This window comes from Aeromonas sp. WP2-W18-CRE-05 (genome assembly GCF_014168615.1).
Lineage (GTDB): Bacteria > Pseudomonadota > Gammaproteobacteria > Enterobacterales > Aeromonadaceae > Aeromonas > Aeromonas caviae.
Genome location: NZ_AP021917.1, coordinates 1399048 through 1423853, shown reverse-complemented (window position 1 = coordinate 1423853; position 24806 = coordinate 1399048). Strand labels below are relative to the sequence as shown.

Genomic DNA, 24806 nt, shown 5'->3' with positions numbered 1-24806 from the left:
TGGATTTTTCTGTTTTTCACCACTCTGCGAAAATCTAACATTGGTTGGATTCTCAGACGCGCCCTCTCTCGCGTTAATCCAACTCCCCACCTTCTGCCTGCTTCAACAATGTCGGAATGTGCGGCCCATACTCGACCTTGCCTCGTCCTGCTCGAATACCACTGCCGACCTTGCGGGCTTCTTTGGAGTACAACGTCTTTGCACGGATGATGTCATAGCTGTAACCCCGACCTAACCGGTTGGACATCTTGATCAAGCCGTTGAGCCCTTCGGTATACCCATTGGTGATTGAGAACGGCGCATCCCAGTAGGCAAAGATGTCGTCGTAATGGTTGTGTACCGTTTTCACCAGTTTTTTGAAAGGCTCCATGCCATAAGGCGGCAGGCTATTCTCCCAAGCCTCAAAGGCGTTCTGAGCGCTCTGCTTGTCGGGTTCGTCGTAGATGCAGAAGAATGCTTCCTTGAAGTCATAGGCCACGGCAAGTTCTGGGATCGCCTGCTTTACAACCTCCAGCGCCTTTTGCTCCGCGGGCGTCAGGTTGCCGGGCCGCTTCAGGGTTAGCCAGCGAATGGACTTTTTGACATAAATCCGATCTTCTTTGCTTAACTGTGCCTGATAGTTCTTGCGCTCCGCTTCCAGGGCTTCAGAGGCCATCTTGACGACATGGAACTTGTCGATCACGAGTTTGGCGTTGGGCAGATACTGAGCAAAGGAACGCTTGAAGGGGCGCCACATATCCGTACAGACCCATTCCACCTTGTCAGCATCCGGCAAATCCTTGAAGAAGGGCTTCAGGTGCTCTTGAGTACGATGCTCCAACATATCAAAGACGTTGTTGGTTGCCAGGTTGGTGATTACACAGCGATACCCGCCGGCCAGATTCACTTCGTCGATTCCCATGATGACAGGGGTTTCGTAACGAACGGTTTGGGAGAGTTCCTCAATGAGATCGTGAGCGATGTTCTTGACGGTGTTCACCGCCACACCGGTTTGCTCGGCTAAAGCATGGAAGGTGGTTCCCAGGCACTGTTGCCGAATAACATCGACCAGCCGTTTGGTGGCTCGGCGTTTGTCATCCAGAAAACTCAACTCCGGCATGGACATTTTTCCGCACGACTCACAGCGAAAGCGCGGGCGCTGAACTTCAAGGCGGACGGGCTCCATGTACAACGGCGTGTCCATGAACTTGTTTTTGCGCGTACCGTGTCTGTGCATAGGGGTGTTGCAGTCCCCACATAATGGCACCTCGACCGTTACCGGCTCAGCAACTATCACAAGGCACTTGCCTTCGTGGCGCATATCGACAGGCTTGATGCCTGGCAGATTCAGCAGGTCAAGCATCGGCTTAATCCATATCCAGGTCGATGTCTTTGCCTTCGCGCAGCAGGTCATACACCATATCAACCAATGCGGTCATGCCCTGACGGTCAGACTTGAGCACCTGGGTTGCCAGCTTCTGATGACTGGACAAAGCACGAACCACCGCTTGCTGAACCGCACCGGGGAGGTTGCCTTTCATAGCCTGCTCACGGGTGTTGCTTTCCACCTGAGCCATGACGACATCGCTTTCACCGGTAATCGCTGAAATCTGATTAACGAAAGCCACCTGATCCTGGATCGGCGTCGCCTCACCAAACAGGCTGTTGAGCCTCTCGATAATCTCTTTGACGAATTTCGGCTTGTCGCCTGCCGCGCCACCACCGCCTGCACCTATCGGTTGCAGTACCGGGGTTTCGCCTTCGTCTTCCGCGTTATCTGAACGAGCATTGATGTCAAAGCCGGTGAGCACCAGGCCGGTCAAGTCCACCGTTTCCGGAGCTTCGTGTAATAGACGCTTTTGCAGCAGCTTGGCGAACGCGGCGAAGTTCTCCAACTCCGGGTCGCCAAAATCAATCAGTTGGGCGATATAAGAGTAGGTACGACAAAAACGCCCCAAATCCGACTTGAAGCCAATCAGCGCCTTGATTTGCTCGGCATACTCATCCTGATGGTGATCGGCAGACTTCATACCTGCCTCATCACCCTTGGCACGGGCCTTCTCAAAAGCCGCTTCCCAGGTCGCCATGCCATCACGCAGCATTTTCATCTTGTCGTTATACAAGGCCGTCGCTCCAGCAGTAGCGGCATACAGCGCCTTGTGCTGCGGCGATTTGGTATGGGTGATGTCCCGAATGGTCTTGAAGCGAGCTTCCTTGAACGCGGCCAAGTCCTTATCGTCGTACAGGCCGTGCTCGTCCAAGCGCTCCTTGATCTCGTAGACCACATTAAGGTCTTGCACTTCGTCGATGTGAGCACCCTTGTCATAGGTGGTAAAGGCCTGACGCACGTTCTCTGGGTCGTTCACAAAGTCGATGATAAAGACCTCATCCTTACCGGGGGCCGTCCGGTTGAGGCGGGCGAAGGTCTGCACAATCTCCACATGGTTGGCGATTTTCTTGTCTACATACATGGCTACCAGTTTGGGCTGGTCAAAGCCAGTCTGGAACTTGTCAGCCACCAACATCACCCGGTATTCAGGGCGGTCAAAGGCAAAACGCAAATCCTGCCCGTGGATATCCGGGTTCATGCTCTGCTCGGTGAACTCCTCGTTCTCATCGACGATAAATACATCGTCCTTAAACTCACCGTCATCCTGGTGCATCACCTGCTTGCCAGTCATCTTGCCGGAGAAGGCTACCAGTGAGTGAATAAAGCCGTACTCGCTGTGCTGCTCAATATAGCGGTCAAACGCCTTCTTGTAGCGAATGGCAGCGGCACGGGAGCTGGTCACCACCATCGCCTTGGCCTTGCCATCGAGCCGGTGCGCGACGTTCTTGGTGAAGTGCTCAACGATAAACTGCACCTTCTGGGTCACATTGGTGGGGTGCAATGACATCCACTGTGCCAGGGCGCGTTTGGCGGCCTTGCCGCTTACCCGCTTGCTGTCTTCAAGCTGCTTGGAAAGGTTGAAGGCCGTTTTGTAGGGCACATAGCCTTTCAGCACATCGAGAATGAATTTCTCCTCAATGGCCTGGCGCATGGTGTACAGGTGGAAGGCTTGTGGAGGGTTATCGTTCGAGGCTGGCCGGCTCGGGTCTGTTGGGCGACCGAACAGCATCAAAGTGGAGTGCTTCGGCGTACCGGTAAAGGCGAAATAGCTGATATTGTCCGGGCGGGCCCGAGACTTTTGCAGTTGTTCCAGCAATTCATCCACCGTCATGGTGGACATCTTGCCTTGCCCACTCATCCCCAGCGCGGCTTGCAGCTTAGCGGCGGTAGAGCCTGTCTGCGAGTTATGCGCCTCATCAATGATCACAGCAAAGTTTTTCCCTTTCAGGGCCTTGTCAGTGATGATGGCTTCCATCGCGTAGGGGAAGGTCTGGATCGTGACCACCACAATCGGCGTGCCAGACAACAAGGCCTCCGAGAGTTGCTTGCTCTTGGACTTGGATGACTTCTGCCGGTCAATAGCGGCGATCACCCCAAACTGATGGTCAATCTGTTTCACCGCGTCCTGAAGCTGGCCGTCTAGCACATTACGGTCGGTGACAATGATCACGCTGTTAAATACCGAGTCGCCGTTATCTTCGCGCAGTTTCACCAAGTCATGGGCCGTCCAGGAAATGGTGCTGGTCTTGCCGGAACCGGCGCTGTGGTCACACAGGTAGGTCATGCCAGCGCCGTTTTCGCGGGCATCGGCCAGCATCTGGTTCACTGCCGTCCATTGGTGGAAGCGCGGGAAAATCAGGGTTTCTTTCTTCGACCAGTTGCCCTGAATATCTACAACGTCCTTTTTCTCGACGTAGACAAAGCTATGGAAAATCCGCAGCCAGGCATCCGGCTGGCAGACCGCCTCCCAGAAGTAGGCTACCGGGTATTCCTGAGTACCATCGGCCTTAATCTCACCTGGCGGGTTACCCGCATGTACCGTGCCGTTTTCGTCCTTGCGCCCCTTATTGAACGGCAGGAAAAAGGTGTTTTCTCCATCCAGCTTGGTCGCCATCATGATTTCAGAGTCGGACATGGCGAAATGCACCACCGCCCCGCGCTTGAAGGTCAGCAATGGCTCCCGGCGTTTGGTCTTGGCGTCATACGGCAGACGATCATTGCGGTACTGATCCATTGCCGCTTCGCAGGACTGGGTGAAGTCGGTCTTCAGTTCGACGGTTGCCACGGGAAGGCCGTTGATAAACAGCACCAGATCAATGGCAAATTCACGAGCGGGGTGATACTTCAGCTCCGGCACCACGCGCAGGATGTTCGCCTGATAGCGCTTGATCACCGCTTCATTACGCCTGTCTTCCGGCGCGGCCTCGGTCATCTCGATCAGGCCGCAACCGGCAATGGAAAAACCCTGGCGCAACACCTGCATGGTGCCTTGTTTCTCCAGTGCTTTATCCAAGCGATCCATCAGCACTTCAAGGGTTTTGGCCCCGTTGAGCCGTTCCAGCTTGTCCCATTTTTCCTGCTGGCCGCTGGTTTTGATCCAGCTTTCCAGGTCTTCGGGGTACACCGCCCGCTCGGTGTCGTAGAACTTGGAATCACCCAGCTTCCAGCCCTGCTCTACCAACCGGTCGATGATGTATTGCTGGAAGTGTTTTTCCTGATGTGCTGCTGATTGCATTTATTGTTTTCCTCGCAAATCAATCTGGCCGGTGACAGCGGCGGTGATAAAGGCGGCGCGGCGTTCTTTGAGCAGAGTGATGCTTTGTTCTGTTTTCTCGACTAGGGCATCAATACGAGCAGTTCCAGCATTGATTGTATTGGTAATTGCGCTCTGCTCATCGACCGGAGGGATAAGTACTGGAAGCCTTCTGACATCTTCAAATTTCAATGACTGCCTTAATCCTCCACCCATTGCATAAAAGACTTTACAAAGGTCATACGAACGCATCAACCATGCAAAATATGTAGAATCAATACTGTGCGGTTTTACGGCCATATACGCAGAGGTAATGATTCCTCTTTGCGTAACCAGGGCTGAGCGCAAGCTATGTTTGTCGTTTTGCAGATCGGTGAATCTAAATACAGTTTCGCCAGACTCTACGATTTGATAGGTTTCATAAGACTCTGGCGTTAACCCCATATTTCTAGTTTCAGGCTTCTGGATGATGTTTCCGTAGCTGAGGGACAGAATATTGGTTTCAACTAGGCCAACATTCTTTCGGTTCAGTTCTGTAACCAAAGCGAAGAAGGGTTTAACCTCCCAATGCTCCGGCACCTCCCCAATCCACTCAATGCCGGAATCCTTCATCTTCGCGTTGGGGTCTAGGCCCTTGGTGACAGCATGGGTAATCAGCGCCTGGCGCTTTTCCTTCAGTAGCTCGATAAAGCGGGTTTTCTTCTCGACAAGCGCATCAATACGGGCGGTTTCGCGGTCAAGGGTGGCGGCGATGGAAAAACTTTCTTCATAAGATGGGATTGCAATGGGGATGGCTGATTGCTCACCTTCAGACAAACTTGGAACTGCTCCCGGCCTAGCAAAGAACGAAAAATCGATGGCATTCATCAAATAAAAAGCGTACTGAATAGGTACCTTTTTAGAGTCAACAACAAATCCTGTCATGTTGTTGTCTAAACAACATGCTGTTTTTGAGATCCTTCTTCTATTAAGGAATAAAGCAGCCCCAATTTTTGCCCATGAGATTGTGTTTTCTGGAAATACAGTCGCACCCAACTCCTTAGCGTCTTTTCTTGATATTGTATTAGAAGACCCATTCAGCGAGATGTTATCTCGTGATTTTGATAAATCGCCTACCTTATAGAATGGTAATTCATTATCAGGTTGCCCCTGCATATCAGTTGGAAATCCAGAACCTCCTTTCAATGTTCCTAGATGCTTTAATTTTCCTGTTTTCCATTCCTCCGGCACCTGCCCAATCCACTCAATACCGGAATCCTTATATGCGAGATATGCTCTGTACTGGCTCATTCGCTGGCCACCTCCGCCAGTAGCGCGGCAATCTCGGCTTCTACTTGCTTCAGGTCTTCATCAATATCATGCAGCTTGCGCGGCGGCTGGTACTGGTAGAAGAAGCGGTTGAAGTTGATCTCGTAGCCAACGCGGCCCAATTGACCATCCCTGGCATCGGTAAAGCTCTCATCCAGCCAGGCATCCGGCACATGAGGAAGCACTTCGCGGGCAAAGTAGTCGTCGATGTCCTCCAGATAGGGGACGTTCTCGTAATCAGTTAAATCTGTGTCTGGCACCAGCTCGCCGTTTGAATCCGTGACTGGCTCGGCTTTCGGGTCTTTGTGACCAAAGGCGTTGATTAGCGCGGTGATCAATGTCTTGTTGGATTTGACCTTGAGCTGCTTGGCTTCATCGGACTTGATCGAGTTGCTAACAAAGGTTTCTGCCCAGCTATAGGGCTGCGTTTGCCCGATCAGCGGCTTGAGGGCTTCGCGCCAGAATGTCTGATGCGCGTCAGAGAGCTTTTCCCAGGCAGCTTCGGCTTCCAACCGCTCCATACCCACCTTATCCAGCTCTAGGGTCATGCGCAGCGGGCGCAGGACCCTGATACGGCGGTAGCCAAAGGTACGGTAGTCCAGCATCCGGGAAAGCGCACCGGTTTCGCCTGCTGCGTAGATGTCCAGAATCTGGCGGCGCTGCTCATCGCTGACAATACGGCGCTTGTTGCCCTCGTTGCGGATTGAAGTCCACAGGTCGGTGGCGTTGATCAACTGCACCTTGCCTTTGCGCTCCTGAGGCTTCTTGTTGGACAGAATCCACAGGTAGGTGGCGATATTGGTGCGGAAGAACAGATCCGTTGGCAGAGCCACAATGGCTTCAATCAGGTCGTCTTCCAGCAACCAACGGCGGATTTCCGATTCGCCAGACGCGGCACCGCCGTTAAACAGTGGCGAACCCGACAGCACGATAGCGGCGCGGCCACCGCCGTTGATCGGCAGTTCTAGCTTGCTCGCCAGGTGCATCAAAAACAGCATGGAGCCATCGCTGATTTTTGGCAGGCCCGGCCCAAAGCGGCCCAATTCGCCTTTTTTGTGTTCCGCTTCGACGGCGTTTTTGTCCTTCTCCCATTTCTTGCCAAAAGGCGGATTGGACAGGCAGTAGTGGAAACGCTCACCGGCAAACTGGTCGTTGGACAGCGTGCTGCCCTGACGAATGTTCTTCGACAGATCTCGGCCAGGGTCGGACTCCAAACGGCGGATCAGCATACCGGCCACACAAACCGCATGGGTTTCCGGCTCCAACTCCTGCCCGTGCGGCACCAGCACTGGCGGGATCTTGTCGCGGTTACCGTAGTCCCCCACATGGTTCATAGCATCGGTGAGGAAGCCACCCGTGCCGCAGGTCGGGTCATACAGGGTACGAATCAAACCTGGGCTGGCCTCAAACAGGGCATCATCCGGGTCAAGCAGCAATGCGGTCGCCAGGTGAACGATGTCACGCGGCGTCATGAAGTCCTCGGCTCCTTCATTGACCTCAGCACCAAAGCGGCGGATCAGGTGTTCGTAGATGTTACTCATCACCCGATCCGGCACCACGTCCGGGTGCAGGTCGATCTTGGCGAAGTTCTGGCAAATCTTATACAGCAAGCCCGCTTTCTCCAGTCGGATCACCGTATTGCCAAACTCAAACTCCTCGAAAATAGCGCGGGCGTTATCCGAAAACAGGGCGATGTAGTCTTCCAGATTGCGGCGCGTCTTGGTGCTACCAAGCGTAGCCAGCGAGTATTCAGAGATGTTGTAGAAAGGGTAGTTAGCAGTAGAACGCAGAATGGTATCCAGCTCAATATCGGCATCCTTGAAGGCGGTATGCGCTTCTCTCACCGCCTCGCGGGTCGACTCCAGCGCACACTCCAGACGGCGTAGCAGGGTAAACGGCAAGATGATCTTGCCAAAGTCCGTATGCTTGAAGTCCCCCCACAGATCTTCCGCGTTCTTCCAAATAAAATCAGCCTGTGAAGCTGCCGATCCCGTAAAGTCGTTCATTCTGGTCTCCAACCACTTTTTGCACGAAACGGTACTATAACCTAAACATGATCGTCAACCATGTTTTGCACAAAAGAGGCTGAATTCCATTTTCAGGTTAAATCTGCGATCCTACCTCAGAATGCAAATAGCCATTTTAAATAAATTTTGTGAGTTATTACCGTACCGCTCGTGTGCCGACTAAGACGACCCGAGTTGCTGTAACGAGCGTCTAAAAGTGGTGAGAGGCGATTTTATCGGGCTATGACAATTCCTTCGATACTGGGCATGTGTACATGTAACATTTTCAACCAGATAGAGTTAGCCTCGTTTGTATTTACCCACTTGCTCAAGAAAGTAGCTGCTCAGCTCACCCTTATGCTGGCTTGCTTCGCTTTCTGCGCTGGCCAAGTAACCGTTGCGCTCCTTCCATACCGCATATGCGGCGGCCTTCTCGACCTCGACCCGTTCTTGCTGCTCTTTCGGTAGGGCACACAGATTGTGACTCATACTGACCTCTTTGTTATTTGTTGGCGCCATGGTACGCCATCACTGGCATGCGGGACTTGCGCTGGTTCAAAGGTGGTGCGCTATAATAGCTGTATATAAATACAGGTGTTTTGCCATGAAGCTGTTAACCCCAGACCCATCACCCGCCGAGGTGACCATCCCGCTGTTCTTGCACCGCGCCTCTTGCGGCTTTCCCAGCCCAGCCAGCGACTATCTGGAAGGGAAGTTAGACCTCAACACCCACTGCGTGGCGCACCCTGCAGCAACCTTCTATCTGCGTGCCGAGGGGGAGAGCATGACCGGGGTCGGCATCTTTCCCGGTGACTTGCTGGTGGTCGATAAGAGCCTCACCCCGCGCCATGGTGATGTGGTGATTGCACTACTCGATGGCGGCTTCACGGTAAAGACCTTGCAGCTCAAGCCGAGGTTGCGGCTGTTGCCAGCCAATCCGGCGTTCGCGCCTATCGACCCTTGTATGAGCCTCTCCCTGGAGTTGTTTGGAGTGGTCACCCATGTGATTGGCAATCTGAGGCAGCGTGATGGCTATAGCGCTCGTTGATGTAAACAACTTCTACGCCAGCTGTGAGCGGCTGTTTCGCCCTGAGCTGCGTGGCCGCCCGATCGTGGTGCTCTCCAACAACGATGGATGCGTGGTGTCGCGCAGCCCCGAAGCCAAGGCGATGGGTATCAAGATGGCCGGGCCCTACTTCAAGATCCGCGAGCAGTTCGAGGCGCATGGCGGTGTGGCATTCAGCTCCAACTACGCACTCTATGGAGACATGTCTGGCAGGGTGATGAGCACGTTGGAGACCATGTCCCCCGAACTGGAGGTCTACTCCATTGATGAAGCATTCCTGTCACTGTCGGAGTCGTTTGCCGGGGACCTGACAGCCTATGGACAACAGATCCGGCAGCGAGTGTGGCAGTGGACCGGCCTAACGGTAGGGGTCGGGATTGGTCCCACCAAGACCCTCGCCAAGCTGGCCAACTATGCAGCCAAGAAGTGGCCTGCCACTGGCGGCGTCGTGGACTGGCTAATAACATCATGTCGATCAGCCAATAACATCATGCCGATCACCGTTTTTCTGCCCGCGTTTATAGCGTCTTTCTTTTACTCCGCCTGATCGGCTTCGGTCAAGTTGGCACCCTGTTTTCGCATCGATTCTCCCGTTAAGGTCACGCGCACTGCTCTGTGGATCAATCGGTCCAGGATTGCCTCGGCGAATGTTGCCTCTCCGATCATTCCGTACCACTTCTCCACCGGCAATTGGCTCGCCACTATCGTTGAGACTTTGCCGTAGCGGGTATCGATGATCTCCAGCAGGTTGCTGCGTTCGCTCGCGTCCAGCATCTCCATGCCCCAGTCATCCAGGATCAACATTCCTATGTGACTTACTTGCTCCAGCAGTTTCGGATAGCTGCCATCCGCTTGTGCCAGTCGCATCTCTTCGAGCAGGGTTTTCAGCCGGTAATACCGCACGCCCACTCCTTGCCGGATAAAGTAACGACCCAGAGCACACGCCAGGTAACTCTTGCCACAGCCTGCCGCGCCCGTCAGCAGCAGATTTTGTTGATGACTCAGCCAGTGTCCTTCCAGCAGTTGGCGGATCTGCGCTTGGCTCACGCCTCGACCCGCCCGATAGTCGAGCTGCTCCACCTGTCCGGCGAGCCGGAACCGGGCTTGCTTCTCCAAACGGTTGGTTTTCCTCTGCTCCCGTTGCACCAGCTCATGGCTCAGTAACAGTTGCAGCCGCTCTTCAAAACCCATATCCAGGTACAGCATGCTCTGGGCCTGCTGCTGGTTCAGGGCCTGTTTCATACCGCTCAAGTGCAGGCGGCTTAGTTGTTCATTGAGGTGTAATTGCATGGGCTTCTCCTGAGCTGTGGGGGTTAGTGGAAGTAGTGCTCGCCATGGACATTGTCATGACGGATGTCTTGCAGCGGATCCTGTCGCTTGCTGGCGATGGGTTGTTGCTCGAGGCCGTTCTTGAGCATGCTGCGGATGTTGTGCAGCCGGTTGGCGCCGGTCAGGTAACCCCGGAGGCAGGCCGCTTCCAGCCGCTCCTTGCCATAGGTTTTGCTCTGCCCCAGCAAGGCCAGACAAGGTCGCACCGCTTGCGCCGGGTGTGCCACATTCCGGATAAAACCATCCACCCAATGCGTGGTGTAGGGTCCGATGGATACCGCCCAGCCGAGCAGACGCTCGGGCGACCATTCCAGCAGCGCCTGGTGATGCGCGGGCATATGGGCAGGCAGGCTGCTGTGCTGACCTTTGCGATGACTCCGCGGGTGCTCGGCCACGACCTTGCCGGCGTGGTACAGCGTGACGGTATGTTCGGCCAGATGAGCCTCCAGCCGCTTGCCCTGCAAGGCATGGGGCACGGAGTAATAGTGCTTTTCCAGATCGACGTGGTAGTCCTTACCAACCAGTACCAACATCACTTTGGTGTAGTGATAGGGATAATCCGGCAGCGGCTTGAGCGCCGGAGCATCGAGCTCGGCAAACTGTGAGGCACGGCAGCCAGGAAGCTTCTGGAAGGGTTTCTGGTTGAGCCGGGTCAGCAGTTCACCCATCCGCTGATTGAGCTGGGCCAGGCTATGGAAGGTTTCATGACGCAGCACCGCCAGGATCCAGCGGGTGACGATCTGCACGCCCACCTCTGCCTTGGACTTATCCTTCGGCTTGCGGGGCCGCGCGGGCATGATCGCCGTACCGAAATGGGCCGCCAGCATCTGGTAGGTGGGGTTGAGATCCGGATCGGTATTGCGCGCCACGCTGACGGCACTCTTCAGGCAATCGGGTACCACCAATTGCGGCACACCGCCAAAGAACTCGAAAGCGCGCTTGTGGCTCATGACCCAGTCCTCGAGCTGCTGGGAGCGGGTGGCCTCGGCAAAGGTGTAGTTGGAAGCACCCAGCACGGCGACAAAGATCTGGGCCCGGTAAAGGATTTCGCCGGTGTGCGGATCGACAATCGGCATGGTCTGGCCGCAGTAGTCGACAAAGAGTTTTTCGCCCGCAATATGGGTCTGCCGCATCGAGGGTTGCAGCAGGGCCGCCCACTCTTTATAGAGCCGACAGAAGTGGTTGTAGCTGTAGTGGGAGCCAGAATGGCGCTCGGCGTACTCCTGCCATAGCAGCTCGAGGGTCACGCCTTTTTGACCTGTTTTTTTGAGCTCCTGATGCAGCAAGGCCCAGTTGGGCGTGGGTTTGTGCTGAGTGTTATGGACGGCGCGTGTGTTGAGGAAAGCGCGCGCCAGGGAGACATCATCCCAGGACTCAGACAGGGGCCAGGTCAGGATGCCCAGTTGAGCAGCGCGGTTGAGGTAATAGGATACGGTGCTGGGTGAGATATGCAGGCTGAGGGCGATCTGCCGATGAGCCAATTGAGCCTGATATTTCAGACGAAGAATTTCTTTGAGTTTTCTCACAGTGATAGGCCTCGCAGACATGCACGTTCCTCTGTTGGAGCAGATGGGAAAGTGCGGGTTTAACGAAGCGGGGAGAAAAAGTCACCAATAACATGGATGCCGATCACATGTACAGAACCTTAAGCGGCAAGCGAATTAATAATACCGTCTAACGTGTTGTTTTGCTTGGATTTTCTCTGCCTACTCTTTTTGCCGTTTTTGGATAAATACACCATTGCCCACTCCAACTTCTCTGTTATTTCCTGCCACGCACCATGGATGATGCTCGCCAATATCGGCATTAACCAAAGCGCGCTGTTTTTGGCAATCTTCAGCATCGATAACTCCGCGCTGCCAATCAGCGTCAGCGCCAGCCGACGTTTGACCAGCAAGGCCAGCAAACTAGCCCAGATCAAGCCTTCCGCTATCGCTTTTTGTCGTGTCGCGAACGCCTTCAACCGGTTATGTGATTTCAGCTCTTTGAACAACAGTTCGATCTGCCAACGGCAACGATACAATGCCATCACCTTCTCGGCTGGCCATCGCTCACGCGGAAGATTGGTCATCCATATACAGAACCGTTTTTCCTCTGCAAACCAACGTCTTATGAGTCGATATTTATACTTTCCCGAACTCACATCCAGATCCAGAACCTCGGCTCTGCAGCTTCTCCGATCGATATCCTTGAGCTTTTTTCCGAGTAACTTGGGCATTTCCCTGCCGTCCTGTCGGTAAGCTGCCTGTACTTTGGGATTGAGATTTTGACTCCCTCTGACCAGATAGCTTCCTTTGGCTTTGGTCACATCAGCAAAGTACTCGCGGCTGATGTAACCGGCATCCGCCAATAACAGTTTGTTATTTAACGAATTTGCGGCCGGAAGATGCTTGCGCTCCGATTCGGTATCCGCCGTGATACTCATCGATATCGGCGACTGGTCCAGCAAGGACATGGTCATATGACACTCTACCGCAGCGGGGCTGTGCTTATTGAATCGGCCCGGGAAATGTTCTGCCAATTGCGGATGTAACGCGAATGACGACCCGTCCTGCAGCAGTACCTGCTCAAAGCCTGCCAGTCCGTGGGCGTCCGGTAGACACTCCTTGAGGCGTAAGGCGATGGCTCGTTCAACCAGTGCGCGCATGAACAAGGGAAAACCCTGCTTGCGTAACTGGTTGTGAAAGGGTTTATACGCTATTTGGTCAGTATCATGGAGCTGCAACGCATTGAAATGGCGATGCAAACCAGCAATACCATCCACCTTGTCGCAACCAAGCCCTGAGAGCAGAGCCGGGAGTAGTCTCGCAGGCTGGATATCCCGGAGTCGCTGACAAAAACCGGTAAATTTACCGATCCGGTTGAGTTCAGAAGAGCTAAGAAGTTGCTTGAGGTACTGGGTTGCATTGATAATAGTCATGGCTTCGGGCGTGTCGGTTTTTTTTTGCGATTAAATCAGATCACAAACGAAGCCTTTTTTCTATCTATTTCAATTGGTTGTAGCTAAAGATCCTGTACATGAGTCATCACAAGACGTTTTCAAGGCAGCCAACGGACCAAACGGCGTCATTTGTTGCCTTTTACTGCTTGGGGAGGGCATGAAACTGGCTTTTTAGGCGGGATTCGCTGCTACAAGCATCGAGGAAGCGATTTTACGCACTTTTATGGCCAACGCCAATCGTTTTTCCGGCGAGTTGACATGACAAGGCTTTCAACTGGTCGACGCAGATACCACCCCAACCCCCTCTCTATACTCGAAGGCGTGACCCCACACCGACAAGGAGTTCCCCATGTCACTGCCCTCGTTCAAACCCAGCCAGCGCCGACTGCTGCTGGGCTCGGCCATCGCCCTGGCCTTGTTCGCCACCCCGCTGAGCTATGACTTCGACCACCACCAGTGGCAGGCAAACCAGGCCCATGCCAAGTCCTGCTTCATCGCCGGTACCCGCATCCTGATGGCCGATGGCTGCGAACGCCCCATCGAGACCCTGCTGGTCGGCGATCGGGTGCGGGACAGGCACGGGCAGAGCAACCGCATCCAGGCCATCGAGCGGGTGGCGCTGGGGGGGCGCAGGCTCTACGGGCTCAATCATCTGCCCCCCTTCTTTACCGCCGAGCACCCCTTCCTCACCACCCGGGGCTGGGCGGCCATCGCACCGGCCATGACCCGCACCGAAAACCCGGCCCTCGCCGTGCTGCCGCTCTTTACCGGCATGCACCTGCTGGGTTGGTCAGAGGGGGGCAGCGCGGGCAACCTGGCGCTGGCACCGCACCCTGTCGAACTGCCGGTGGCCTCCCTCTCCTGGGTTGATGCCCCGCCCGCCACGGCGCTGTTCAACCTGATCCTCGATGGCAGCCACAGCTATGTGGCCAATGGGCTGATCGTGCACAACAAAGGGGGGGATGGCGGCGGCAACAGCGGTAGCGGAGGCAGCAACAGCAGCGGCGGAGGCAGCAACAGCAGCGGTGGGGGCAATAGTAGCCACAGTGGAAACAATAGCGGAAATGGAGGCGATAGTAGCCATAACGGAAACAATGGCGGGGACGACAGCGGCCATGGCGGCGATGACCGTGGTCAGGGCGAACATGCCGGTGGCGACCAGCACGCTGGCGGCGATCGCCACGGCGGTGGCGACAAGCATGCAGGCGGGGAACGTCATGCCGGTGGCCGGGTGGACGACAACGGTGTGGACGCCGTCGATGCCAATGGCAACAAGCTTCGGGGCGATGGCAGCGTGGACGACAACGGTGTGGACGCCGTCGACGCCAATGGCAACAAGCTTCGAGGCGATGGCAGCGTGGACGACAACGGCGTGGACGCCGTCGACGCCAATGGCAACAAGCTTCGAGGCGATGGAAGCGTCGATGACCGCCTGGTGCCCCCGCCCGCTCAATAGGTGGCAGCGTCCTGCCCCGCACACACAGCAGGGCAGAAAAAGAGAGGGTGGCCTGGGCCACCCTCTCTTTTTCTATGGCATCGTCATGCCCGCGACACGTGCGGGCAGGTCGCACCTCAGACCCGGCGATAGGGCAGGTAGACCGGCTCCCACATATGGCTCAGGATGTGCTCTTGCAGATCCTGACCGATGAGCGGGTGGGAGGGGTCGCGGCGCACGATATCCTTGAGCACTGCGGTCGCCACGTGCACCGAGATGTTGCGCAGCTCGCTGATCCTCGGGTAGACGGTGCCCCGGGCGAGATCCGCCTCGCTCACGCACTCCGCGAGCGCAAAGGCGGCGGTAGTGAAGATGTCCGGGCTTATCTCGCGGATCTGGCTGACGATGGCCGCCAGCCCCACCCCGGGGAAGATGAAGACGTTGTTGCCCTGACCGATGCGATAATCCTGCCCCTCATGATGCACGTCCTTGAACGGGCTGCCGGTGGCGACGATGGCGCGCCCCTGGCTCCAGCGGAAGATGTCTTCCGGCAGGGCCTCGCAGTTGGCGGTGGGGTTGGAGAGGGGGAACACCATGGGGCGCTCGCAGTGGGTCAGCATCAGCTGGATGTGCTCCTCCTGGAAGGCGCCACCGGCGCCGCTGGTACCGAGCAGCACGGTGATGGGCACGTGGCGCAGCACCTCGGTCAGCCCCGCCTTGCCCTGCAGATCCCACTGGGCCAGCAAGAGGCCCGGCTTGGCGTAGCGGCGCTTGTACTCATCCAGCCCCTCGCGGTTGTCACACACCAGCCCCTGGGTATCCAGGATATAGATGCGATCCCGCGCCGCCTGCGGGTCAAGCCCCTCGCGGATCATCCCCGCGCAGATCTGATCCGCCACCCCGACCCCGCCGGCTCCGGCCCCGTAGACCAGGTAGTGCTGCTGGCCCAGGGTTTCCCCCTTGGATTTGACGGCCCCTATGATGCCCGCCAGCACCACGGCCCCGGTGCCCTGGATGTCGTCGTTGAACGACGGCAGCGCCTGCTGGTAGCGGGCCAGGTTGTTGAAGGCGTTGGACTTGCTGAAGTCCTCCCACTGCAACACGGCGTTGGGGAAGTGGCGCTTGACCCCGGCCACGAACTTGTCGATGAAGTCGTCGTACTCCTTGCCGCGAATGCGCCTGTGGGGCTGACCCAGGTACATGGGGTCATCCAGCAGCGCCTGGTTGTCGGTGCCCACGTCCAGCGCGATGGGCAGGCAGCAGGCGGGGTGGATGCCCGCCCCCAGGGTATAGAGGGCGAGCTTGCCGATGGGAATGCCCATGCCCCCCACCCCCTGATCGCCGATGCCGAGGATCCCCTGGCTGTCGGTCACAACGATGATGCGCACCGCCTTGGCATCCATGTGGCGGGCGAGAGAGCCCATGTCCTCGACGTTCTTCGGGGTGATGTAGAGGCCGCGCGGCTTCTGGAATCGGTGGCTGAACTCCTGGCACGCCTTGCCCACGGTCGGGGTGTAGATGTAGGGGGTCATCTCCTCCACGTGGCGGGACAGGAGGGCGTAGAACAGGGTTTCGTTGCGATCCTGCAGGGCTCGCAGGTTCTGGTACTTCTCGATGTCGCTGCAGGCGCTCAGGAAGGCCTCATAGACCCGCTCCAGCTGGGCTTCGAAGGTCTGCACCTGGGGCGGCAAGAGGCCGCCCAGCTCAAAATCGGCCCGTTCCTGTTCGGTGAAGGCGGTGCCCTTGTTGAGGTTGCGATCGTTGAGCAGATTGGTGCCCGTCAGCGCAACGGGGCGAAAATCGTGACCCTGTGCATCTTTCCACAGCAGATATTGTCCGGTAGCCATAGTCATTCTCTTTGATTTACATGAAGTTGCCATCAGGCAGGAGAGCAAGACTCAGAATGCTGGGGATCATATGACGTTTGCCGATCCGGTTTTGTGAGCTTGGACAAACCCTGCGGCCAAAGGCGCCTTTGCCGGGGCAGCCGAAGGTTGCTCCCGCGCCCGCCTTGGCGCAAGATCCCGACACGCCCCTATGGGCATCCCTTTGCGAGCAACGGAGCACCATGACCCCTTCCTCTTCCCCCGCTTTTCTCGTCAGCGGCGTCATCCTCGCGGGCGGTCGCGCCACCCGCATGGGGGGCGATGACAAGGGCTGGGTGCCCCTCGCGGGCACTCCCCTGATCCAGCACGTGCTGACCCGCCTGCGCCCCCAGGTGGACGAGGTGCTGATCAACGCCAACCGCAGCCAGGCTCGCTACCGGAAGCTGGCTCCCGTCATCGGGGACGCGCAGGCCGACTTCCAGGGGCCGCTGGCCGGCATGCTGGCGGGGCTGACGGCGGCCCGTCACGACTGGGTGCTGTTCGTCCCCTGTGACGGCCCCGCCCTGCCCCTTGATCTGATGACCCGCTTTCGCGCCGCCATCACCCCGGACACCGATCTGGTGGTGGCCCACGACGGGGAGCACCTCCAGCCCGTGGTCGCCCTGCTGCGCCGCGCCCTGCGCCCCTCCCTGAGCCAGGCGCTGGCGGACGGGGAGCGCAAGACCGGGGCCTGGTTTGCCCGCCACCGGATGACGGTGGTGCCCTTTGCCGATCTGCCCGACGCCTTCGTCAACCTCAACAGCCCGGCCGAACTCGCCGCCTGGGAGGCGAGGCTGCGGGAAGGCGGCGCGCCATGAGCCCCCTGCCCCTGCTCGGCTTCGTCGCCTGGAGCGGCACCGGCAAGACCACCCTGCTGGAGCGCCTCATCCCGCGCCTGGTGGCACGCGGTCTGCGCCTCGGGGTGCTCAAGCACACCCATCACGCCTTTGACATGGACCAACCCGGCAAGGACAGCCACCGCCTGCGCCAGGCGGGCGCCACCCAGGTGATGGCGGCCTCCGACCGGCGCCACGCCCTGATCCGGGAGACCCCGGAGGGGGAGCCCCCCTTCGAGGCGCTGCTGGCCCGCTTCGATACGAGCGCCCTGGATCTGCTGTTGGTCGAGGGGTTCAAGCACAGGCGCTTTCCCAAGGTGGAGCTGTATCGCGCCGCCATCGGCCGGCCCCTGCTCTTCCCCGATGATCCTGACATCGTCGCCCTCGTGAGCGACGCCCCCCAGGCCACGACCCTGCCCCGGTTCCCCTTCGAGGATCTGGAGGCCATCGCCGACTTCATCTGCGCCCGGTTGCCCCCGCACGAACCCCGTCAGGCCCCGCCGCCCCTTCGCCTCTGCGCCCGGCTGCTGGCGGCCCTGCCCCCATCGGCAGAGCAGGGCTTTGTGCCCGGCTTGCTCAGTCAGGACGAGGCGGGCACCCTGCTGGTGCGCCCGGTGGATGGGGGCCACGACAGTGCCAACTGCCGCATCGAACGGGCGCCGGGTAGCGCAGCCCTTCCCCCCGGCGAGCGGGTCATGGTGCGCCTGCCGACAGGTGCGCCCCTATGAACCGGAGAAACGACGCAGGTCAAGGCGAATGCCGTCCACCTTGCTATCCTCACAACCCTGACCCGAGATAAGAGAACGCCCTTGCGCCTCAATGCCCCGCTCTCCCGCTTCGATCTGCTCATCTATGGCCGCTACCGCCTGGTCCACGGCCTGCGCATCGCCCTGGCCTTCACCCTCACCTTCCTGCTGACCCGGGAGCTCAAGCTGCCGGAGAGCACCTGGCCCCTCATCACCCTGGTGGTGGTGATGGGCCCCATCTCGTTCTGGGGCAACGTGCTGTCGCGCGCCCTGCAACGGGTGGTGGGCACCGTCTTTGGCGCCGCCTGCGGGGTGGTGGCCCTCTATCTGGAGCTCTACTCCCTGCCCCTGATGCTGGCCTGGTGCTGCGTCATCATGTTTCTGTGCGGCTACCTGGCGCTCGGCAAGCGCCCCTATGTGGGGCTGCTCATCGGCATCACCCTGGGGGTCATCGTCGGCGGGGTGCCCGGGGACATCGAGACCGCGCTCTGGCGCAGCGGCGACGTCATCCTGGGGTCGGTGCTGGCCCTGCTGTTTTGCAGCATCTACCCCCAGCGGGCCTATACCCACTGGCGTCTGCAGATGCACGACACCCTGCAGCAGGCCGGGCGGCTCTACCACACCCACCTCTCCCCCAACGTGCTGGAGCGCCCCAAGCTCACCCGAAGCCATGCCCGCCTGCTCGCCAAAATAGTCAGCCTGCGCCCCCTGCTGGCCCCGGCGGTCAAGGAGACCCGCCTTGGCAGCCCGCTGTTCGAGGCGACCCAGACCACCCTTCGCAACAGCGTCTGCACCCTGGAGATGCTGGCCAACACCTACTGGCGGGATCGCCAGAGCCACTTCCTGATGCAGAGCCACCCGGGGCTTCGCGCCTGCCAGCAGGCGACGGAGTCGGTGCTCACCGAACTCGCCCTCATGCTCAAGAGCGGCGATACCACGGCGGCCGACCAGGCCATCGGCCGCCTGCAAGCCGCCGCCGCCAGGCTCGATGGGGACGCAAGCCAGGCGCCAGGCCAGGGACACGACCCCACCCTTGGCGGCTACCTCTGGCTCAATCTCCATCTCATCGAGCAGCTCACCCACCTCCATCGCCTGCTGGGGCTGGTGCTGCAACCCTATGCCAAGCCCTCGGCCCGCCCCTGATCGCGCCGCCTGCAACCGCCCACAAAAAAGCCCCGCCGTTGCGGGGCTTGCTTGTCTCGGGCTCGCGCCTTAGCTTGCACGAGCCAGGGGCTGCTCCGGAGTGAGGTAGAGGGAGAAGTCCTCTATCCCCGCCTTCAGGGCGGCAAAGCAGTCGGGGTCGATGGCCGTGCCCAGGTTTTCCGCCATCATCTCCAGGGCACGCGGCACCGGGATGGCATCCCGATAGGGACGCTTGGCGGTGATGGCATCGAAGATGTCGGCGGTGGTGATGATGCGCGTCTCCAGGGTGATCGCCTCCCCCTTGAGCCCCTTGGGGTAGCCCTTGCCGTCGAGTCGCTCATGGTGGGCACCAGCCACCAGGGCCAGCTCCTCGAAGGCGCCGATGCGGCCCAGGATCTCCTCGGTGTAGGCGGCATGCATCTGCACCGCCGCCCACTCCTGCTCGTCAAGCTTGCCCGGCTTGTCGAGGATGGCGTTGCTCACCCCGAGCTTGCCCACGTCGTGAAGCAGGGCACCCCGCTTGAGCCAGCGCCGCCGCGCCTCGGACATCCCCATCTGGGCGGCGAGGATGTCGGTATAGAGCGCCACCCTGCCGCTGTGCCCCGCGGTATAGGGGCTCTTGGAGTCCACCACCTGGCCGAAGGCCGCCGCTATCTCGTCCAGATAATCCTCATCCAGCGCCACCTCCCCCTGCCCCGCCGGGTGGGCGAAGACCCGCTCCGCCAACGCGGGATCCGCCAGCCCTTGCCAGAAGGCCTCGTCTGCCAGCGCCTCGAAGGCCCTGACCAGGGCGGGATCAAACCAGTTGCCGCTGCGCTCGCGCAGCTCCCTCATCGCCGCGTCCGGTCCGGCGGCGGCGTGAAACACGTCCACCACCTGACAGAGCAGGGCGATGCGGGAGAAGAGCGGGATGGCCTCCCCCGCCAGTTGTTGCGGCCGCCCTTTGCCGCTCCAGTGCTCATCCAGGGAGAGGATCCCCTGGGCCACCTCGTCGCTGAAACGCAACTGGCGGGCGATGTCCGCCCCCCGGTGGCAGCGGGTCAGGATCAGCTCGTTGGCTATCTGATCCCCGTTGCGAAAGATGTGGAACAGGCTGCGAAAACGGCCCAGCAGATCCGCCTGCAAGCCGGTGTGGCCCAGTACGAAGTTGACCACCTCGGAGAGGGAGCCATCCACCAGCTTGAAGTCGCGCTTGAAGTGAAGATCGTCGGTGAGATAGAGCTCGCAGATGCGGGCGGCATTGCTGCTGCACCCCAGATCCTTGAGCAACAGGGTGTAATAGAGGTCGTGGCGCTGCCGGGCATCCAGTCCCAGTTGCTCCCCCAGACGAGAGCCTATCCAGCAGCAGCGGATGCAGTGGCCTCTCGGCTGCCCTTCCGTCATGTCCAGGGCATGACTGAGAGAACCAATCAGCTCTGCCAAACGCAACCCGTTTACCGTCATAGCCCACTCCCTCTACATCGGGGCGTACTTGCCCGCAGGCATGTATAGCATTTGTCGGGAGTAAAGGATCAGGGGCGCGACAAATTATACCTGCCCCGCTCCCCGACTTGCCGCCGCATCGCGCTGCTCGCGGCTCAGGGTCGAGACCAGTCTGTCATCCAGGTAGAGATCCAGTCGCTCCCCGCGCATCTCTCCCCGCATCAGGCTGCGCTGACCGTCGATGTAGTGGATCTCCATCTGGGCGGTGCGCTCGTCCGGGTAGCTCACCTGTACCTCGCGCACCCCTTGGGGCAGCAGGGCCAGCGGCACTTGGTTGAGGGCAGGATCCAGGTGCTGGTTCACCTTGATGATCGCATCGCTCTTCTGATCCACCAGGGCGGGCGACTTGCCGGTGATGGGGTTCTTGCCGGACCAGAATTCGATGGTGTTGAACACGAAGAGATCCGCCGTGGCCGCCAGGCCATAGACGGGGGAGAGCAGCACGAAGACGCCGGCACGGCCGTAGCGGTTGTCCACCACGCTGAGGTTGCCCTTGGTCACCATGGAGGAGAGGCCCATCTGCCCCATGCAACCGCCGAGCCCCAGGCTCGCCCCCATTCCCAGCAGCAGGGCCAGTGCCCTGCCTCTCTGTCGTACTGCCATTGTTGTCTACCTGCTCAATAAAAAGGAGGCGGCAGCCTAAACAAGGGGGCCGGGCGGCACAATGACGAAGGGGGGCGTCATACAGCCAGGGTTCAGCCTGGCCGTCCGATCGCTCACTCTGTTGGCAATCTTGCGGTCAGCCCCTCAGATGGAGAGGGCCGACACCGTCTGGGAGACCCTGTCCGCCTCCTGGTGGATCTCGCTCATCAGCTTATCCACCCCGGCGATCTGCTGCTTGCCGAGTTCGGCGCTGCCCGCCACCCCGGCCATGTCGTCGGTCACCCTGGCGGTCAGCTCGCGGTTCTTCTGCACCACCCTTGCGATCTCGTCGGTAGAGAGCGACGTGCGGGCGGCCAGCTGGCGCACCTCGTCCGCCACCACCGCAAACCCGCGCCCCTGCTCCCCCGCCCGCGCCGCCTCGATGGCGGCGTTCAGGGCCAGCAGATTGGTCTGATCGGCGATGGCGCTGATGGTCGAGACGATGGCCTCGATGCTTCTGGACTGCTCGTTGAGCTGGCCGATGAGGGCGATGGCCTCATCCACCTGGGAGGCGATGAGGGAAGAGGTCTGCACCACGGCGCGCAGCAAGCCCGCCCCCTCCTCTGCGCTGTGCAGGGTCTCCTGGGCGGTGCTGTGGGCCAGGCGGGCGGCCTCCCGGGTGGCGTGGTTCTGCTCGATGCGCGCGGTGATGTCGCTGGCGAACTTCACCACCCGCACCACCTTGCCGCTGCCATCCCGGATGGGGTTGTAGGTCGCCTCCAGCCAGACGGCCTGCCCCCGGCTGTTGTGGCGCATGAAGAGGCCGGATTTGAACTGGCCCCGGGCCAGCTCCTCCCAGAAACGGGGCTGCTCGCGCAGGAAGGTTTCGTCACAGAAGATCCTGTGGTGCCTGCCCGCGATCTCCCCCAGGGTGTAACCCATGACGCTCAGGAAGTTGGCATTGGCATGGAGGATGTCGCCGTTCGGGGTGAACTCGATCATGGCCCGGGAGCGGTCCAGCGCCTCGGTCAGCGCCTCGAGTCGCTCCAGCCGCTGGTGCTGTTCGGTGACGTCGCTGGCAATCTTGAATACCCGGGTCACCCGGCCCTGGTGCTTCACCGGGAAATAGGTCGCCTCCAGCCAACGCGTCTCCCCCTGCCGGTTCACGCGCTCGAAGGTGCCTGACTGCACCTCCCCCTGGGCCAGGCGGCGCCAGAACTGGCGATAGTCACCGGACTCCCCCCAGGCCCTTGGACAGAGCTGGCTGTGGGGCTGCCCAATCAGTTCGGCGGCACCATATCCCATCAGGGCCAGGAAAGGGGTGCTCGCCTCCTGGATGATCCCCTCCGGGCTGAAGATGACGGTGGCGGCACCCGCCTTGATCGCCTCTATGATGCCCTGCTCCTCGTCGAGCCGGGTCTGGCATGCCTGCAACTGCGCTTTGAGCTTCTGATTGAACATGACACTTCTTCCTCGTTGACCATCCCCATGGGCACCACCGCCTCACCCACAGAGGGTATCGGCACCGCCAGCGCCGACATAAGTGGTCGGACGACTGAAACGAATGGGGCGCGCAGTGTATAGAAAAGCGGCGATGCCGCCAAGGGCTCCCAGTACGCAGCCCTTGTGAAAGAGGATCAGCCCGGTGCAGAAAAAGAGGAGGCTAACGGGCAGGTACGCACTCGAGACAGGCAGGATTGCCAGCAAAGCCGAACCGTTCGTAGATAGCGCGCCCATCACTGCTGGCATGGAGCCACAGCTTGCCCAGTTGCTGCTCGCGGGCATACGCCACCATGGCCACCAGCAGGGCGTTCGCCATTCCCCGTCTGCGCCAGGCCGGCCGGGTGTAGATGTTGAGCAGGTACCCTTCCCGCCCCGCCAGATTGCCCGGGTAGGGCGGGCGCACGAAGAGTGCCAGGGTGGCGCACGCCACCACCTCGCCCTCCTCTTCCACCACCCAGCTACGGGCGCTGCCCTCTTCCTGCGCCTGAATGAAGTAGGCCTGCGTCGCCTCCCTGAGGACCGGATCCTCATCGGGCCGGGCAAGTTCCCCCACCTCACAAAAGAGCGCCATGCGCAGTGTCGTCAGGGCGGGAATATCGGCTGCCAGGGCCTCGCGAACCTTCATCTCTTCTCCTTTGCATTCCTTTCCCCCCCCCCTCAGTCAGGCAGGGCTCGTGTGCGGCCACCTTACGCCGGAGGCGAGCGACGGGCAAGGCGCCAGCTGTCGAGCCCCAGGGGGCCCGCCCCCCACACAGCCAGGGTCAGCAGCATCCAGCCCCACAACTGGTGATCGTGAAAGCCCCCCGCCCAGAGGGCCGGGTAGGAGATGACCGCCATGACGTTGAAGCCAAACAGCAGCAAGGCGACCGGACGGGTGAAGAGGCCCGCCAGCAGGAAGAGGGGCAGCAACAGCTCGGTCGCCGTGCCCGCATAGGCCGCCCACTGCCAGGGCAGCAGGGGCACCTGATATTCAAACTCGAACAGATAGAGGGTGCTGTCCCAGGCCGTGAACTTGAGCCAGCCGGATCGCAGAAAAATGGTGGCGACCCAGAGCCTGGCAAGCAGCAACAGGCCACCGCTGCACCAGGGCAAGATGCGTTCAACAAGGGGGCCAAGGGGCCTGGCAAGGGTTTGCGTTGTCATGGGGCAAGCTCCAGATCGACCAGCAGGTCGAGGGTGATGAGGGGGGCCAAGTGTTCGGCCATGGCGGGATCCTGAGCCAGCAGGCTGGCCAACGGCCTGCCCTGCAGGCAGCCTTGCAGCAGACGCCAGGCGGCGGCATCCAGGGGAATGGGGTCGACCCGGTGTCCGGGGCGTTTCTTGAGTGCCAGGGAGCAGACAGCATCCAGTTCCCTGACCGTCTCACCGCCGTGCAGGGCCATCTGCCAGAGCGCCAGCACCGGATGGGGGCTCTCCAGGAGTTGCAGATCGCAGGCAGGATGCAGCACCAGCCGCTCCCAGTGCTCAGGGGTCATGGCGGCAAGCCGCTCGGCGGGCCAGCGCCGCGTCTCTGGTGCAAGCAGCGAGACCCGCTCCAGCCCCCACTCGAAGCGGGCCAGATCCCCGAGCCAGGGCAACGCGGCCGTGGTGGGCAAGCGTGCCAGCCAGTCGCCAAAGCCCTCCCCGTAGTCCATGACGCTCCCCTCCTCCAGAGGTGCCGCCAGCACGAACCCTCGTGCCGCCGCCTCAAAGAAAGTCTCGCCAACCATGGCGCGTACCGCGGGGTAGCTGCTGGCGAGCACCTCAGTGAGGCCGAGGATGAAGTTGTTGCGATAGATCTGCAACAGGGCGTCGGGGGCAAAGCGCCCCGGCTGGATGTGCCCGAGGATGGCATCATCCTGGCCGAGCAGACCGCTCGCAAAAGCGCGTTGCAGGGAACCAAGCTCACACATGGGCGGCCTCCCCGAGCAGACCGCTCACAAAAGTACCTTGCGGGAAAACT

20 protein-coding genes and 1 pseudogene are annotated in these 24806 nt (G+C 59.6%); 6 read left to right on the top strand and 15 right to left on the bottom strand.

The features are described from left to right. Positions 1–73 precede the first annotated feature (73 nt). From H7R73_RS06920 to H7R73_RS06900, 5 genes are all read right to left on the bottom strand, one after another. The gene (locus H7R73_RS06920; protein ID WP_182951576.1) at positions 74–1342 is read right to left on the bottom strand and encodes an ISL3-like element ISKpn25 family transposase; all 1269 of its coding nucleotides are present in this window, start codon (positions 1340–1342) and stop codon (positions 74–76) included. Between the two features lie 4 nt (positions 1343–1346). Then, the gene (locus tag H7R73_RS06915) at positions 1347–4604 is read right to left on the bottom strand and encodes a type I restriction endonuclease subunit R (RefSeq protein WP_182951575.1); all 3258 of its coding nucleotides are present in this window, start codon (positions 4602–4604) and stop codon (positions 1347–1349) included. Further along, entirely contained in the window at positions 4605–5912 is a 1308-nt protein-coding gene (locus tag H7R73_RS06910; RefSeq protein ID WP_182951574.1) for a restriction endonuclease subunit S, read from the bottom strand. After that, the gene (locus H7R73_RS06905; RefSeq protein WP_182951573.1) at positions 5909–7936 is read right to left on the bottom strand and encodes a type I restriction-modification system subunit M; all 2028 of its coding nucleotides are present in this window, start codon (positions 7934–7936) and stop codon (positions 5909–5911) included. The genes H7R73_RS06910 and H7R73_RS06905 overlap by 4 nt, the downstream gene beginning before the upstream one ends. 300 nt (positions 7937–8236) lie before the next feature. Continuing rightward, a complete protein-coding gene (locus tag H7R73_RS06900; RefSeq protein ID WP_182951572.1) occupies positions 8237–8425 on the bottom strand; it encodes a DUF3283 family protein in 189 nt (62 codons plus the stop codon). A gap of 115 nt (positions 8426–8540) precedes the next feature. Here H7R73_RS06900 and umuD point away from each other — a divergent pair, with 115 nt between their 5' ends. Continuing rightward, a complete protein-coding gene (gene umuD / locus H7R73_RS06895) occupies positions 8541–8984 on the top strand; it encodes a translesion error-prone DNA polymerase V autoproteolytic subunit (protein WP_025327594.1) in 444 nt (147 codons plus the stop codon). Further along, a pseudogene (locus tag H7R73_RS06890) lies at positions 8965–9456 on the top strand (Y-family DNA polymerase); the annotation flags it as partial. The gene umuD and the pseudogene H7R73_RS06890, both read left to right, overlap by 20 nt. 80 nt (positions 9457–9536) lie before the next feature. On the opposite strand, the gene istB reads toward H7R73_RS06890, so the two are convergent. From istB to H7R73_RS06875, 3 genes are all read right to left on the bottom strand, one after another. Continuing rightward, positions 9537–10292 carry an IS21-like element ISAs28 family helper ATPase IstB gene (istB, locus tag H7R73_RS06885; RefSeq protein ID WP_021141277.1) on the bottom strand — a complete coding sequence of 252 codons (756 nt, stop codon included), beginning with the start codon at positions 10290–10292 and terminating at the stop codon, positions 9537–9539. 23 nt (positions 10293–10315) lie between these two features. After that, complete coding sequence (gene istA, locus H7R73_RS06880; protein ID WP_041206012.1) at positions 10316–11878, bottom strand: IS21-like element ISAs28 family transposase; 1563 nt, start codon at positions 11876–11878, stop codon at positions 10316–10318. A gap of 98 nt (positions 11879–11976) precedes the next feature. Continuing rightward, positions 11977–13251 (bottom strand): IS4-like element ISApu2 family transposase, encoded by a 1275-nt coding sequence (locus H7R73_RS06875; protein ID WP_011191341.1) that lies wholly within the window; start codon positions 13249–13251, stop codon positions 11977–11979. A 370-nt stretch (positions 13252–13621) separates the two neighbouring features. On the opposite strand from H7R73_RS06875, the gene H7R73_RS06870 reads away from it, so the two are divergent. After that, on the top strand, positions 13622–14728 hold the full coding sequence (locus tag H7R73_RS06870; RefSeq protein WP_103260501.1) for a hypothetical protein: 1107 nt from the start codon (positions 13622–13624) through the stop codon (positions 14726–14728). A 116-nt stretch (positions 14729–14844) separates the two neighbouring features. Here H7R73_RS06870 and H7R73_RS06865 read toward each other — a convergent pair whose 3' ends face one another. Next, positions 14845–16554 (bottom strand): NAD-dependent malic enzyme, encoded by a 1710-nt coding sequence (locus H7R73_RS06865; protein ID WP_042016259.1) that lies wholly within the window; start codon positions 16552–16554, stop codon positions 14845–14847. Positions 16555–16775: 221 nt separating this feature from the next. Here H7R73_RS06865 and mobA point away from each other — a divergent pair, with 221 nt between their 5' ends. From mobA to H7R73_RS06850, 3 genes are all read left to right on the top strand, one after another. Next, positions 16776–17390, top strand: coding sequence for a molybdenum cofactor guanylyltransferase MobA (gene mobA, locus H7R73_RS06860; RefSeq protein WP_103260502.1), 615 nt, complete (start codon positions 16776–16778; stop codon positions 17388–17390). Continuing rightward, the gene (gene mobB, locus H7R73_RS24540; protein WP_103260503.1) at positions 17387–18136 is read left to right on the top strand and encodes a molybdopterin-guanine dinucleotide biosynthesis protein B; all 750 of its coding nucleotides are present in this window, start codon (positions 17387–17389) and stop codon (positions 18134–18136) included. The genes mobA and mobB overlap by 4 nt, the downstream gene beginning before the upstream one ends. Positions 18137–18217: 81 nt before the next feature. Then, the gene (locus H7R73_RS06850) at positions 18218–19297 is read left to right on the top strand and encodes an FUSC family protein (protein ID WP_103260504.1); all 1080 of its coding nucleotides are present in this window, start codon (positions 18218–18220) and stop codon (positions 19295–19297) included. 69 nt (positions 19298–19366) lie between these two features. On the opposite strand, the gene H7R73_RS06845 is transcribed toward H7R73_RS06850, so the two are convergent. The 6 genes from H7R73_RS06845 to H7R73_RS06820 all read right to left on the bottom strand — a co-directional run bounded on the left by H7R73_RS06845 (position 19367) and on the right by H7R73_RS06820 (position 24756). Then, positions 19367–20740: an HD-GYP domain-containing protein gene (locus tag H7R73_RS06845; RefSeq protein ID WP_041214778.1), complete on the bottom strand. Its 1374-nt coding sequence runs from the start codon at positions 20738–20740 to the stop codon at positions 19367–19369. A gap of 84 nt (positions 20741–20824) precedes the next feature. Beyond that, positions 20825–21382: a DUF3332 domain-containing protein gene (locus H7R73_RS06840; RefSeq protein ID WP_103260505.1), complete on the bottom strand. Its 558-nt coding sequence runs from the start codon at positions 21380–21382 to the stop codon at positions 20825–20827. 144 nt (positions 21383–21526) lie between these two features. Continuing rightward, a complete protein-coding gene (locus tag H7R73_RS06835; protein ID WP_103260506.1) occupies positions 21527–22822 on the bottom strand; it encodes a methyl-accepting chemotaxis protein in 1296 nt (431 codons plus the stop codon). Positions 22823–23024: 202 nt separating this feature from the next. Then, on the bottom strand, positions 23025–23489 hold the full coding sequence (locus H7R73_RS06830) for a GNAT family N-acetyltransferase (RefSeq protein WP_042864187.1): 465 nt from the start codon (positions 23487–23489) through the stop codon (positions 23025–23027). 62 nt (positions 23490–23551) lie between these two features. Beyond that, the gene (locus H7R73_RS06825; RefSeq protein ID WP_039039366.1) at positions 23552–24007 is read right to left on the bottom strand and encodes a DoxX family protein; all 456 of its coding nucleotides are present in this window, start codon (positions 24005–24007) and stop codon (positions 23552–23554) included. Then, positions 24004–24756, bottom strand: a complete 753-nt coding sequence (locus H7R73_RS06820) for an HvfC/BufC N-terminal domain-containing protein (RefSeq protein ID WP_103260507.1) — start codon at positions 24754–24756, stop codon at positions 24004–24006. Before H7R73_RS06820 ends, H7R73_RS06825 begins: the two co-directional genes overlap by 4 nt. Positions 24757–24806 lie beyond the last annotated feature (50 nt).

What these genes read in the sequence shown, in the direction of transcription:
- H7R73_RS06920 (WP_182951576.1), bottom strand. Translation starts at nt 1,342, where the DNA reads ATGCTTGACCTGCTGAATCTGCCAGGCATCAAGCCTGTCGATATGCGC.
- H7R73_RS06915 (WP_182951575.1), bottom strand. Translation starts at nt 4,604, where the DNA reads ATGCAATCAGCAGCACATCAGGAAAAACACTTCCAGCAATACATCATC.
- H7R73_RS06910 (WP_182951574.1), bottom strand. Translation starts at nt 5,912, where the DNA reads ATGAGCCAGTACAGAGCATATCTCGCATATAAGGATTCCGGTATTGAG.
- H7R73_RS06905 (WP_182951573.1), bottom strand. Translation starts at nt 7,936, where the DNA reads ATGAACGACTTTACGGGATCGGCAGCTTCACAGGCTGATTTTATTTGG.
- H7R73_RS06900 (WP_182951572.1), bottom strand. Translation starts at nt 8,425, where the DNA reads ATGAGTCACAATCTGTGTGCCCTACCGAAAGAGCAGCAAGAACGGGTC.
- umuD (WP_025327594.1), top strand. Translation starts at nt 8,541, where the DNA reads ATGAAGCTGTTAACCCCAGACCCATCACCCGCCGAGGTGACCATCCCG.
- istB (WP_021141277.1), bottom strand. Translation starts at nt 10,292, where the DNA reads ATGCAATTACACCTCAATGAACAACTAAGCCGCCTGCACTTGAGCGGT.
- istA (WP_041206012.1), bottom strand. Translation starts at nt 11,878, where the DNA reads ATGTCTGCGAGGCCTATCACTGTGAGAAAACTCAAAGAAATTCTTCGT.
- H7R73_RS06875 (WP_011191341.1), bottom strand. Translation starts at nt 13,251, where the DNA reads ATGACTATTATCAATGCAACCCAGTACCTCAAGCAACTTCTTAGCTCT.
- H7R73_RS06870 (WP_103260501.1), top strand. Translation starts at nt 13,622, where the DNA reads ATGTCACTGCCCTCGTTCAAACCCAGCCAGCGCCGACTGCTGCTGGGC.
- H7R73_RS06865 (WP_042016259.1), bottom strand. Translation starts at nt 16,554, where the DNA reads ATGGCTACCGGACAATATCTGCTGTGGAAAGATGCACAGGGTCACGAT.
- mobA (WP_103260502.1), top strand. Translation starts at nt 16,776, where the DNA reads ATGACCCCTTCCTCTTCCCCCGCTTTTCTCGTCAGCGGCGTCATCCTC.
- mobB (WP_103260503.1), top strand. Translation starts at nt 17,387, where the DNA reads ATGAGCCCCCTGCCCCTGCTCGGCTTCGTCGCCTGGAGCGGCACCGGC.
- H7R73_RS06845 (WP_041214778.1), bottom strand. Translation starts at nt 20,740, where the DNA reads ATGACGGTAAACGGGTTGCGTTTGGCAGAGCTGATTGGTTCTCTCAGT.
- H7R73_RS06840 (WP_103260505.1), bottom strand. Translation starts at nt 21,382, where the DNA reads ATGGCAGTACGACAGAGAGGCAGGGCACTGGCCCTGCTGCTGGGAATG.
- H7R73_RS06835 (WP_103260506.1), bottom strand. Translation starts at nt 22,822, where the DNA reads ATGTTCAATCAGAAGCTCAAAGCGCAGTTGCAGGCATGCCAGACCCGG.
- H7R73_RS06830 (WP_042864187.1), bottom strand. Translation starts at nt 23,489, where the DNA reads ATGAAGGTTCGCGAGGCCCTGGCAGCCGATATTCCCGCCCTGACGACA.
- H7R73_RS06825 (WP_039039366.1), bottom strand. Translation starts at nt 24,007, where the DNA reads ATGACAACGCAAACCCTTGCCAGGCCCCTTGGCCCCCTTGTTGAACGC.
- H7R73_RS06820 (WP_103260507.1), bottom strand. Translation starts at nt 24,756, where the DNA reads ATGTGTGAGCTTGGTTCCCTGCAACGCGCTTTTGCGAGCGGTCTGCTC.